A 12,525-nucleotide genomic window follows, 5' to 3' on the forward strand; every position below is an offset into this window, starting at 1 on the left:
CATCGGTGATTCCCGATGCGCGGAACCCGCAGATTATACTCGCGGACAATCGTGGAACTGCTCATCGGACTCGTCTTCCTGGGCGCCTCCCTCGCGGTGGCCTTCGTGCTGCCGATCCTGTCGTTCCTGCGATCCACGCGGGCGCTGCGCGACGCAGACGCGCTGGCCCGTGAGGTGCAGGTCCTGCGGGCGGAGGTCGCCGCGCTGCGCGCGGGCACGACGACGGCTGCCCCTCCCTCGCCGGCCGACATCGCGCCGGAACCCGTCTCGACTACCGCGGTCGGGCCGGGAGGGCCGACCCTACCTACCCCCGCCGTGGCCGACGATGCCATGGCGGAGGCAGCAGTGCCTCCCATCGCCGACTCCGCCACCGACTCCGTCGTCAACCACACTGCCGATTCCATCCCCGAGTACGCCGCCGTTGTCGAGGCCGAAGGAGTCGATGCGCCGGCGGCTGTCGCGGCAGGCCGCCCCATGGACGGCCTCGAAGAACGCATCGGGGCGCGCTGGCTCCTCTATGCCGGCATCGGGTCGCTGATCCTCGGCGTCTCGTACTTCATCAAGTTCGCATTCGACAACGGCTGGGTGAGCGAACCCTTACGCGTGGCGATCGGTCTCGCCGCCGGAGGCGCCCTCATCGGCGCCGGCCAGCGCTTCGTGCAGCGCGGACTCCGCTTCTTCGGACACACGCTCAGCGGCGGCGGACTCGTCGTGCTGTACGTGGCGATCTACGCGGCGCTGCACGCCTACGACCTGATCGGGCCATCGACGGCGTTCACCGCGATGGTCGCCGTCACCCTGCTCGGCCTGTGGCTGGCCGATCGCCATCGCGTGGAGGTGCTCGGTGCGCTGGCGCTCGTCGGCGGCTTCGTCACGCCGGCGCTCGTCGGAGGAGGCCAAGACCGGCAGATCGTGCTCTTCCTCTACGGCGCGCTGCTCCTTGCGGGTGCGCTGGCGATGGTGGTGCGATACGCGTGGGCCGGCGTCGCGGTCCTGGCCTATGGATGTTCCGTGCTGCTGTCGATCGCATGGGCTGCCGCGCACTATCGAGCCGACGCCGGGCTTCGCACGCTCCTGCTCATCACCATCCACCTCGTGCTGCTGGCCGGCATGGTCGTCGCGTTGCGCCGTCGGCGCGGGGCGTCGGCGCTCGCCGTCCCCGCGTCGTGGGTGCTGCTCACGGCGCCGCTGCTGTACCACGCCGCCGCCCTGTGGCTCATCGGACGCTCGCAGGGCATCTTCCTGGTCTACCTGCTCGTTGCCACGGTGGCCGGACTGTCGGTGTCCTATCACGCCGGCTGGCGGTGGGCGCGCACCATCCTGCTCGCGCTCGTCGCCATCCCGTTCATCGACTGGATGGGCAGCCTCATCGCGCCACGGTGGTACACCGCGGCGTTGGTGGCCGCGATCGCGCTGTACCTGCTGCACCTGGCCGGACAGTGGCGCGACCTCAGCGACGATGACCCCGCGCTGCCGGTCCCTGTCGCCGAGTTCGTCCACACACACGTCACGGGTGTCTTCCTGCCCGTCGCGTTGTATGCGTTTCTCGACGACCACGCGGCGTGGTGGAACGCGCCGATGCTGGCCGCCGTCGCGGGATGGAACCTCGGCGTGGCGTCGGTGGTCCGCGCGCGCATGCCGATCCTCGCGTGGCAGTTCGTCGCGCTGGGGGCGACGACCGGCGCGGTGGCCATCAGCGAGTGGTTCGATGGTCCCGTCGTGGCGATTGGTTGGGCACTCGAGGGCGTGGCCGTCGGCTACGCCGCATTGCGCTCGGGGAATCGATGGCTGGAAGGCGGCGCGCTGGCACTGCTCGGGCTGAGTGCGCTTCGCCTGCTCGAAGCGCTCGGCGCGTCGATGCCCGTGGGCACGTGGCCGATCGTCAACACCCGCACGCTCGCCACGGTCGTGGTCGTCGGCGCGATGGCATGGCTGGCCGCACGCGCCAGGGACATCCCCACGCTCTTCGGCGGACCGTGGGCGCGGCACACGCTGATCGTCGTCGCGAACATGCTGGCCATCGCGTGGGTCTCGGCCGAGATCATCCACGTGTTCGCCGAGCGCGCGCTCGCGGCAAGTACGGCCGATCTGCCGGCGGGCGCAGCACGCGCCGAGCTCGGTCAGCAGGTGGCGCTGTCGGTGGCGTGGGCCCTGTATGCCGTGGGTCTGGTGGCTGCCGGCTTCCGCAGCGGCTACGCGCCGGCGCGCTATCTCGCCATCGCGCTGTTCGGTCTCACCATCGTCAAGGTGATGACCAGGGACGTCGCGGAACTCGATCGCGTGTACCAGATGCTCAGCGTGCTTGGCGTTGGCGTGCTCCTCGTCTCGGCGTCGTACCTGTATCAGCGGATGACGAGAACGCCAGACGTTTGACACCTCCTGGCCGACGGGTCAGTATCGACGCACACATGTCGGAGTTCTCGTGGCCGGAGGCACGCATCCTCGCGGTCGACGACCAGGCGCAGAACGTCAACATCATCGAACGGCTGCTGCGCCGTGCGGGCTTCGAACACGTCTTCACGACAACGGATCCCCAACAGGCGCGGCCGCTCGTCGAGGAACTCAGGCCCGACGTGATCCTGCTCGACCTGCACATGCCGGCGCTCGACGGCTTCGCGGTACTCGATCAACTCGCACCGCTGCTCCCGCCTGACGGCTACCTGCCGATCGTCTTCATCACGGCAGACGCCGACTCGCACCTCAAGAAGCGCGCGCTCTCCATGGGCGCCAAGGACTTCGTCAACAAGCCGTTCGACGCCACCGAGATCGTCCTCCGCATCAGGAACCTGCTCGAAGCCCGCTACCTGTATCTCGCGCTGCAGGCGCAGAACGAGACGCTCGAAGTCCGCGTCCGCGAGCGCACGGAGGAACTCGAACAAGCCCAGCTCGAGATCCTGCACCGCCTCTCGCGCGCGGCCGACTTCCGCGACGACGACACGATGCAGCACACCGAGCGCGTGGGCCGGCTCTCGGCGGCGCTGGCACGCGAGCTCGGCATGGCGAAAGACGAGGTCCAGTTGCTGCGACGCGCGGCGCCGCTCCACGACCTCGGCAAGATCGCGATCCCCGACAGCATCCTCCTGAAAGGCGGCGGCCTCAGTGACGATGAGTTCGGGGAGATGAAGACGCACACGCGAATCGGTGCGCGCCTGCTGTCAGGCAGCACGCACCCGCTGCTGCAGATGGCCGAGCAGATCGCGCTCACGCATCACGAGCAATGGGACGGCTCGGGCTACCTCGAAGGCCTGCACGGCGAAGCCATTCCGCTCGTCAGCCGTATCGTGACGGTGGCTGACGTGTTCGACGCGCTGACGCACGCACGTCCGTACAAGCGGTCGTGGCCGCTCTCGGAAGCCCTCGACGAACTGAAACGACTGAGAGGGCGACAGTTCGATCCCGACGTCGTCAACGCCCTGCTCCGCATCGTCGAGCGCGGCGAGCTCACGCTCGACGGATTGCAGGGGGACGACTAGCTGTCGAGGTACTTCCCGACCTGCTCGGCGGCCTGACGCCCTTCGGCAATCGCCCACACGATCAGTGACGCGCCCCGGCGCGCGTCGCCGGCAACGAAGACGCCCGGGGCCGTCGTCTGGCGCGTGTGCGGGTCGGCCTTCACGCGTCCCGCGGCGTCGCACTCGACGCCGAGCTGATCGAACAGCGGCAGGCGCTCCGGTCCGGTGAATCCCATCGCGAGGAAGATCAGATCGACGTCCTCGCTGAACTCGGTCCCTGGCACGGGCTCGAACGCGAGCTGGCCGTTCTCCTTGCGGACCATCTCGACGCGCACGCCGTGCAGGCGCTTCAGCACGCCGTCCTCGCCTTCGAGGTGCGTCGTCATGATCGCGTACTCGCGATCGCCGCCTTCCTCGTGCGCCGCCGACACGCGGTAGATGTTCGGCCACTGCGGCCACGGATCGGCGGGGCTGCGGCTGTCGGGTGGACGCGGGGCGATCTCGAACTGGCGCACGCTTGCCGCGCCCTGACGGTGCGCGGTCCCGAGGCAGTCGGCACCGGTATCGCCACCGCCGAGGATGATCACGCGCTTGCCGCGCGCGTCGAGCGTCGCGTCGTGGACGACCTCGTCGCCGGCCACCACGCGGTTCTGCTGCTCCAGGTACGTCATCGCGCGGTGCACGCCGCGCAGGTCGGCACCAGGCACGGTGAGCGCGCGCGGCTGCGTCGCACCAACGGCCAGACACACGGCGTCGAAGTCCTGTCGCAGCTGCGCGCCCGTGAGCGAACCGCCCACATCGACGCTCGTCCTGAACTCAACGCCCTCGGCGGCCATCTGCGCGAGACGGCGATCGAGCAGCGCCTTGTCCATCTTGAAGTCTGGAATGCCGTACCGCAGCAGTCCGCCGATGCGATCGGCCCGCTCGAAGAGGACGACGTCGTGCCCCTGACGCGCGAGTTGCTGCGCCGCGGCAAGACCCGCCGGACCGGACCCGACAACGGCTACCTTCCTGCCCGTGCGGACCGATGCGGGTTCGGCGGTCACCCAGCCTTCCGAGAACGCGCGGTCGACAATCGTGACTTCGACCTGCTTGATCGTCACGGGCAGGTCGTTGATGCCGAGTACGCAGGCGGCTTCGCACGGCGCCGGACAGAGCCGCCCCGTGAACTCGGGAAAGTTGTTGGTCGCGTGCAGGCGGGCGGCAGCCTCGCGCCACCGCTCGCGGTAGACGAGATCGTTCCAGTCGGGAATCAGGTTGCCGAGCGGACACCCCTGATGACAGAACGGGATGCCGCAGTCCATGCAGCGACTCGCCTGGCCGCGCAGCGACTCGACGGGGAACGGCTGATAGACCTCCTGCCAGTCGTGGACGCGTTCCTCGACAGGACGCCGCGTCGGCGTTTGTCGCGTGAGCTCGAGAAACCCTGTCGCCTTGCCCATCAGACCGCCACTCCCTGCAGTTCGGCGCGCTGTGCCTCGAGCGCCTTCTTGTACTCGATCGGCATCACGCGCACGAACCGCGCGATCGTCTCCGGCCAGTCGGCGAGCAGCCGATCGGCCAGCGTGCTGTCGGTGACGGCGCGATGGCGCTCCAGCAACTCGTACACGTAACGCTCGTCGTCCTCGTCGAGCCCTTCGAGCAGCACCATCTCCTTGTTGCAGCGTTGCGCGAAGTCGCCGTCCTCGTCGAGCACGTAGGCCACGCCGCCGCTCATGCCGGCGGCGAAGTTGCGGCCCGTGCGCCCGAGCACCGCCACGCGGCCACCGGTCATGTACTCGCAGCCGTGATCGCCGACACCCTCGACCACCGCCACGGCGCCGCTGTTGCGGACCGCGAAACGCTCGCCGACGACACCCCTGATGAACGCCTCACCGCTCGTGGCACCGTAGAGCGCGACGTTGCCGGCAATCACGTTGCGCTCAGCCTTGAACGGCGCGTCGTGAGGCGGACGCACGATCACGCGCCCGCCCGACAATCCCTTGCCGACGTAGTCGTTGGCGTCGCCCTCGAGACGGAGCGTGATGCCGGCGGGCAGGAACGCACCGAAGCTCTGCCCCGCGGATCCGGTGAACGACAGGTCGATGGTGTCGTGCGCGAGGCCCTGACCGCCGTATCGCCGGCTCACTTCGCTGCCGAGCATCGTGCCCACCGACCGATCGACGTTGCGGATCGGCAGCGCCGCCGTCACCTTCTCGCGCCGGTCCAGCGCGGGCTCCGCGAGCGCGATGAGCTGCGCGTCGAGCACCGACGCCAGGTCCACGTCCTGCGGCACCGTGCGGTGCAGGACGGGCGCAGGCGCGCCCTCGACGGCCGACACGTGCGACGTGTCGAGGATGCGCGAGAAGTCGAGGCCACGCGCCTTCCAGTGATCCACGGCGGGACGCACGTCGATCAGGTCGGCGCGACCGATCATCTCCTGGAGCGTGCGGAAGCCGAGCTGCGCCATCGTCTCGCGCACTTCCTGCGCGATGAAGTGGAAGAAGTTGACGACGTGATCGGCCTGCCCGGTGAACTTCGCGCGCAGCGCCGGGTTCTGCGTGGCGATGCCGACGGGACACGTGTCGAGATGACAGACGCGCATCATCACGCAGCCCATCACCACGAGCGGTGCGGTCGAGAAGCCGAACTCCTCGGCACCGAGCAGCGCGCCGATGACCACGTCGCGACCTGTCTTCAACTGGCCGTCCACCTGCACGGTCACGCGATCGCGCAACCTGTTGCCGACGAGCGTCTGCTGCGTCTCGGCCAGACCGAGTTCCCACGGGACGCCCGCGTGCTTGAGCGAGGTCAGCGGACTGGCGCCCGTGCCGCCGTCGTGACCGCTGATGAGCACCACGTCGCTCTTGGCCTTGGCCACCCCGGCCGCCACCGTGCCGACGCCGACCTCCGACACCAGCTTCACGCTGATGCGCGCGCGCGGGTTGGCGTTGCGCAGGTCGTAGATCAGCTGCGCGAGGTCTTCGATCGAGTAGATGTCGTGGTGCGGCGGCGGGCTGATGAGCCCCACGCCCGGCGTGGAGTGCCGCACCTTGGCGACCCACGGGTACACCTTGTTGCCGGGCAGTTGACCGCCCTCGCCGGGCTTGGCGCCCTGCGCCATCTTGATCTGCAATTCGTCGGCGTTGACCAGGTAGTGGCTCGTGACGCCGAAGCGACCGGACGCGACCTGCTTGATGGCGCTGCGCCGGAAGTCGCCGTTGGCATCCGGCGTGAAACGCCGCGGGTCCTCGCCGCCTTCGCCGCTGTTGCTCCGGCCGCCAAGGCGGTTCATCGCGATCGCGAGCGTCTCGTGCGCTTCGGCGCTGATCGAGCCGAAGCTCATCGCACCGCTGGCGAAGCGCTTGACGATCGACTCGACAGGCTCGACCTCGTCGATCGGCACAGCGGGCCGTGTGCCCGTACGCAACGTGAACAGGCCGCGCAACGTCGCCTGCTCGCGCGTCTGGTCGTCGACGGCTCTCGTGTACTCGCGGAAGATGTCGTACCGCTTCGTGCGCGTGGCGTGCTGCAGCTTGAACACCGTCTCCGGGTTGAAGAGGTGCAGTTCGCCATCGCGACGCCACTGGTACTGCCCGCCGGGCACCAGCTCGCGGTCCACCTGCGGCGCCGGTGCGTAGGCGCGCGCGTGATTGCGCAGCGCCTCCTCGGCGACCTCGGTGATGCCGATGCCGCCGATGCGCGAGGGCGTGTTGGTGAAGTAGCGTGCGACCAGGTCCTTGGACAGCCCCACGGCCTCGAAGATCTGTGCCCCGCGATAGCTGGCCACCGTGCTGATGCCCATCTTGGACATCACCTTGACCACGCCCTTCTCCACCGCCTTCAGGTACTTGCTCCGGAGCGCGGCGTCGTCCACCGTCGGCTCGACGAGGCCCATCTCCTTCAACTGCGGCAGCGATTCGAGCGCGAGCCACGGGTTGATGGCGCTCGCACCGTAGCCGATCAACGTGGCGTAGTGGTGGACCTCACGCGCGTCCGCGGTCTCGACGATGAGCGTGACGTGCGTGCGCGTGCGCTCGCGCACGAGATGGTTCTGCAGGCCCGCGACCGCGAGCAGCGCCGGGATGGGGCACTTCTTCGCGGTGACGGCGCGGTCCGACAGCACCAGCACCTTGGCGCCGCCGGCGATGGCCGTGTCTGCCTTCGCGAACATCGCCTTGAGCGCAGGCTCCATGCCTCCTGGCCCGTCGGCCACGGGGAACACCATGTCCAGCACGGTGACGTAGAACGGCTGATCGTCGCGCGAGGTGGGCAGCAGGCGGCCGGCACGGTCGTACCGCTGCAGCGCCTTGAAGCGCGCCATCTGCGAATTGTCGAGGAACGGGCTGTCGCAGAGGATCATCCGGCAGCTCTCGGGCTGCGGATCGAGCAGGTTGCGTTCAGGCCCGATGGCCGTGCCGACCGACGTCACGAGCTTCTCGCGGATCGCGTCGAGCGGCGGATTGGTGACCTGCGCGAAGAGCTGCTGGAAGTAGTCGGGCAGCGGGCGCGACTTGTGGCTCAGCACCGCGAGCGCCGCGTCGTTGCCCATCGAGCCGAGGCCTTCCTCGCCCTTGGTCGCCATCGGCGCCATGAGGATCTTCAGGTCCTCCTGGGTGTAGCCGAAGGCGTGCTGCAAGGTGCGTAGCGCCTCGCCCGTCTGCGGCGCGGGCGTGTCTGCCGGCTGCAGCGCCTCGAGCGGGGTGAGGTGCTGGCTCACCCACTCCTGATAGGGCTTCTCCGTGGCGATGCGCTGCTTGATCTCCTCGTCCGAGACGATGCGGCCCTCGGCGAGATCGACGAGGAACATCTTGCCCGGGTGCAGGCGCCCCTTCTCGATCACCCGCGCCGACGGCACGTCGAGCACGCCCACCTCCGACGCGAGGATCACGTAGTCGTCGTCGGTCACCCAGTACCGCGCCGGTCGCAGGCCGTTGCGATCGAGCACCGCGCCGATCTGCACGCCGTCGGTGAACGTCACGCAGGCGGGACCGTCCCATGGCTCGACGAGACAGGAGTGATACGCGTAGAACGCCTTCTTCTCCGCGCTCATCGTGTCGTGGTGCTCCCACGCTTCGGGCACCAGCATCATCACCGCGTGCGGCAACGAGCGGCCGCCCTGCACGAGCAGTTCGAGCACGCTGTCGAGGCAGGCCGAGTCGCTCAGCCCCTCGCGGACGATGGGGAGGATCTTCGGGAGGTCGTCGCCGAAGAGCGGCGAGGCGAGGCGCGCCTCGCGCGCGCGCATCCAGTTGATGTTGCCGCGCAGCGTGTTGATCTCGCCGTTGTGCGCCACCATGTGGTACGGGTGCGCGAGTTCCCAGCTCGGGAACGTGTTGGTGCTGAAGCGCGAGTGGAACAGCGCCAGCGCGCTCGTGGTGAGCGGGTCGGAGAGATCGGGGAAGTACTCGCGCACCTGCGGCGGCGTGAGCATCCCCTTGTAGGTGAGCGTGCGCGTCGACAGGCTCGGCACGTGGAAGTACTTCGTATCGTCGATCCCGCTCGTGCGGATCGTCGTCTGGAAGCGCTTCCTGATGACGTACAGCTTGCGTTCGAACGTGGCAGGGTCGGGGGTGTCTGGGCCGGGGGCCAGGAACACGTGGTCCATCACCGGCTCGACAGAGCGCGCGGTGTTGCCGAGCGTCCTGTTGTCGGTGGGCACACGCCGCCAGCCGAGGAGCACCTGTCCCTCCTGGCGAGCCACCATCGCGAAGATCAGTCTGGCGAGCGCGGCGGCCTGCGGATCCGGCGACAGGAACACGAGACCGATGGCGTACTGCCCGGCCGGCGGCAGCATCGCCAGCGGCGTGCCCTCGTCTGGCGAGACGATCGCTCCGGCGGCACACTCGCGCGCGAACAGGGCGTGCGGGATCTGGATGAGGATGCCAGCGCCGTCGCCGGTGTTGTGCTCGGCGCCCGTTGCGCCGCGGTGCTCCATCCGCTCGAGCGCGCGGAGGGCCCTGTCGACCAGGTCGTGCGAGGGCGTTCCGCGCAACTGGGCGAGGAAACCGACGCCGCAGGCGTCGTGCTCGAAAGACGGGTCGTACAGGCCGCGTTGCGGCTTCAGGGCCAACTGCGTGTTGTCCATTGGGGCACCCCGCTCACCGGAGTCCGGACGGGCACACCTTCCCGTCCGGCGTAGGGACACCCCTCGTGGATGCCCGCTGGTGAAGCGTGCAGGAAGTGTATGCCATTGCCTCGTAGCATGCGTCTGACGCATGGATGAAATGCGGTGAAGCCGGGCACCGGTGGCCGTTTCCGGCGTTGCGGTACCATCCGCGTGGCAGGACGCAGTCCTCATATCTCGGCGCCCGTGGGCCGGCGCGAAGGATTTCCGATGCTCCGTTCGACCTACGACGTCATCATCGCCGGCGGAGGACTCGCCGGTCTCTGTCTCGCGCGCCAGCTCCGTCAGGAGCACCCGGACATCACCATCCTCGTCGCGGAGCGGAAGAAGCATCCCGTCCCCGAAGCCGCGCACAAGGTCGGCGAGTCGAGCGTCGAAGTCGGGGCGCACTACTTCTCGAAAGTCCTCGGCCTGGACGAGCATCTCCGCGACCGGCAGATGTACAAGCTGGGCCTGCGCTACTTCTTCACGGAGGGCGAGAACCGGGATGTCGCCACGCGCGTCGAGCTCGGCCCGAAGACCTTCCCGCGCGTACCGTCGTTCCAGCTCGATCGCGGCCGCTTCGAGAACTTCCTGCTCGAGGACGACCGCCGCCTGGGCGTCGACGTCCTCGACGGCTGCAAGGTCTCGTCGGTCGAGTTCGGCAACCCGCACCACCGCGTGGAGGTCGACGTCGACGGGCGGACGCACGCGTTCAGCGGCCGCTGGATCGTCGACGGCACCGGCCGCGCCGGCCTCCTGAAGCGCAAGCTCGGACTCGCGCGTCCCGCGTCACACAACGCCAACTCGGTGTGGTTCCGGATGGGCAGCCGCATCAGCATCGACGACTGGTCGTCGAGCGCCGCGTGGCAGGGCTGGATGCCGGCGCGCGAGCGCTGGATGAGCACGGTGCACCTGATGGGCAAGGGCTACTGGACGTGGCTCATCCCCCTCGCCTCGGGCAGTCACAGCATCGGTATCGTGGCCGACGAGGCGCTGCACCCGTACGCGACGATGAACAGGTTCGATCGCGCGATGCAGTGGCTGCACACGCACGAACCGCAATGCGCCGAGGTGCTCGAGGCGCACCGCGGCGAACTCGACGACTTCCTCGGCCTGCAGCACTTCGCGCACTCGTGCGCACAGGTGTGCTCCGCCGATCGCTGGGCGCTCATCGGCGAAGCCGGCGTCTTCACCGATCCCTTCTACTCGCCGGGCTCCGACTTCATCTCCATCTCGAACGACATCGCCGCCGAGCTCATCGCGCGCGACAGGCGGGGCGACGACGTCGCCGAGGCCGCGACGTTCCTCAACCGGATGTACCTGCTGCTGTTCCAGGCCTTCCACAAGCTGTACGACGGCCAGTACCCGATGATGGGCCACGCGCAGGCGATGACGGTGAAGGTGGCGTGGGACAACGCGTGCTACTGGGCGATCTCCGCGCCGCTCTACTTCCGCCGCAAGTACCGCGACGTGGCCTGCATGCGCCAGCTCGAGGGGCTGCTCACGCGCTTCTTCTACCTGCACGCGCGCATGCAGCACACGCTGCGGACATGGAGCGAGACCGACACGGCCAGCTACGGCTACGCGCAGATGTCGCTGCTCGACATGCCGTACCTGAAGCGGCTGCAGGGGCAGCTCGATGACGAGCTGGACGATGCCGCGCTCACGCAGCGGCTGCAGGACAACTTCGTCGAACTGGAACGCTACGCGGACGTGATTCGTCAGATGGCTGCGGGCACGCGTATCGACGCCAACGCCGGCGGCTTCGAGCACGCCAACATCTTCCAGCTTCCGAGAACGACGGTGGCTGTATAGGGCAATGCCCTCGGCATTACAATGTTCCCGCTACGGAGGCAACTGAACGATGGGGATCTTCGACTTCATCAAGGGACAGCTGCTCGAGGTCATCGAGTGGACCGACGACTCTCGCGACACCATCTCGTTCCGGTTCCCGGACGATGACAAGGCGATCAAGAACGGCGCACAGCTGATCGTCCGCGAATCGCAGGCGGCGCAGTTTGTCTACCTGGGTGAGTTCGGCGACACGTTCGGGCCCGGCAAGCACCGGCTCACCACGGACAACATCCCCGTCCTCACGAAGCTGCAGTCGTGGAAGTACGGGTTCGAGTCGCCCTTCAAGGTCGACATCTACTTCGTCAACACGCGCCTGTTCACGGGCAACAAGTGGGGGACCAGCAACCCCATCATGCTCCGCGACAAGGACTTCGGCATTGTCAGGGCGCGGGCGTTCGGGACGTACGACTTCAAGGTCACCGACACGAAGCTGTTCCTGAAGGAAGTGGCGGGCTCGGACCACAACTTCAGGCTCGACGAGTTCGCCGACACGATGCGGTCGCGCGTGGTCAGCATCTTCAGCGACGCGCTCGCGACGTCGGCGGTGCCCGTGCTCGACGTGGCCACGCGCTACAGCGAGCTCGGCGAGGCGCTGCTGCCGCTCATCAACCCGCTCATCAGCGCGAAGTACGGCATCGAGATCCCGTCGTTCATCGTCGAGAACGTGTCGGTGCCGCCCGAGGTGGAAGAGGCGATCGACAAGCGATCGAGCATGGCGGCGATCGGCAACCTCAACGACTTCGTGAAGTACCAGATGGCCAAGGGCTTCGAGTCTGGTGGCGGCGCCGGCGCCGCCGGCATGGCGTCGGAACTGGCCGTGGGCTTCGGCATCGCGCAGCAGATGATGCAGCAGGGACTCGGTGGTGCACCGTCGACACCGGCGGTGGCGGGTGGTGCGGTGGGTGCCGCTGCCGCCGGTGCCGCCGCGGCGCTGCCGACGGTGGACCTGCTCGGCGTGGCCGACGTGGCCACGGTCCTCGGAGTGGGCGAAGCCGACGTGCTCGCGGTCATCGAGTCGGGCGAGTTGAAGGCCAAGAAGATCGGCAGCACGTACCGCATCACGAAGGCGGCGCTCGACTCGTACCTGGCCAGCTGATCTCCGGATCCGCCGCACCACGATCTGCAACGGCC

Annotated in this window: 6 protein-coding genes; 4 read left to right on the forward strand and 2 right to left on the reverse strand. The window is 68.3% G+C overall.

The features are described from left to right. Positions 1-51: 51 nt before the first annotated feature. Positions 52-2,373 carry a DUF2339 domain-containing protein gene (locus tag IT182_18685; GenBank protein MCC6165376.1) on the forward strand — a complete coding sequence of 774 codons (2,322 nt, stop codon included), beginning with the start codon at positions 52-54 and terminating at the stop codon, positions 2,371-2,373. Between the two features lie 35 nt (positions 2,374-2,408). Further along, the gene (locus IT182_18690; GenBank protein ID MCC6165377.1) at positions 2,409-3,473 is read left to right on the forward strand and encodes a response regulator; all 1,065 of its coding nucleotides are present in this window, start codon (positions 2,409-2,411) and stop codon (positions 3,471-3,473) included. Here IT182_18690 and IT182_18695 read toward each other — a convergent pair. Beyond that, the gene (locus tag IT182_18695; protein MCC6165378.1) at positions 3,470-4,894 is read right to left on the reverse strand and encodes a glutamate synthase subunit beta; all 1,425 of its coding nucleotides are present in this window, start codon (positions 4,892-4,894) and stop codon (positions 3,470-3,472) included. The two genes, IT182_18690 and IT182_18695, sit on opposite strands and share 4 nt — an antisense overlap. Then, positions 4,894-9,519 carry a glutamate synthase large subunit gene (gltB, locus tag IT182_18700; protein ID MCC6165379.1) on the reverse strand — a complete coding sequence of 1,542 codons (4,626 nt, stop codon included), beginning with the start codon at positions 9,517-9,519 and terminating at the stop codon, positions 4,894-4,896. Before gltB ends, IT182_18695 begins: the two co-directional genes overlap by 1 nt. A 249-nt stretch (positions 9,520-9,768) precedes the next feature. Between gltB and IT182_18705 the strand changes: the two genes are divergently transcribed. After that, positions 9,769-11,355 carry an NAD(P)/FAD-dependent oxidoreductase gene (locus IT182_18705; protein MCC6165380.1) on the forward strand — a complete coding sequence of 529 codons (1,587 nt, stop codon included), beginning with the start codon at positions 9,769-9,771 and terminating at the stop codon, positions 11,353-11,355. Between the two features lie 49 nt (positions 11,356-11,404). Continuing rightward, complete coding sequence (locus tag IT182_18710) at positions 11,405-12,490, forward strand: SPFH domain-containing protein (GenBank protein MCC6165381.1); 1,086 nt, start codon at positions 11,405-11,407, stop codon at positions 12,488-12,490. The last annotated feature ends 35 nt before the right edge of the window (positions 12,491-12,525 follow it).

It is taken from the genome of Acidobacteriota bacterium (assembly GCA_020845575.1).
GTDB lineage: Bacteria > Acidobacteriota > Vicinamibacteria > Vicinamibacterales > Vicinamibacteraceae > Luteitalea.

What these genes read in the sequence shown, in the direction of transcription:
- IT182_18710 (MCC6165381.1), top strand. Translation starts at nt 11,405, where the DNA reads ATGGGGATCTTCGACTTCATCAAGGGACAGCTGCTCGAGGTCATCGAG.
- gltB (MCC6165379.1), bottom strand. Translation starts at nt 9,519, where the DNA reads ATGGACAACACGCAGTTGGCCCTGAAGCCGCAACGCGGCCTGTACGAC.
- IT182_18690 (MCC6165377.1), top strand. Translation starts at nt 2,409, where the DNA reads ATGTCGGAGTTCTCGTGGCCGGAGGCACGCATCCTCGCGGTCGACGAC.
- IT182_18705 (MCC6165380.1), top strand. Translation starts at nt 9,769, where the DNA reads ATGCTCCGTTCGACCTACGACGTCATCATCGCCGGCGGAGGACTCGCC.
- IT182_18695 (MCC6165378.1), bottom strand. Translation starts at nt 4,894, where the DNA reads ATGGGCAAGGCGACAGGGTTTCTCGAGCTCACGCGACAAACGCCGACG.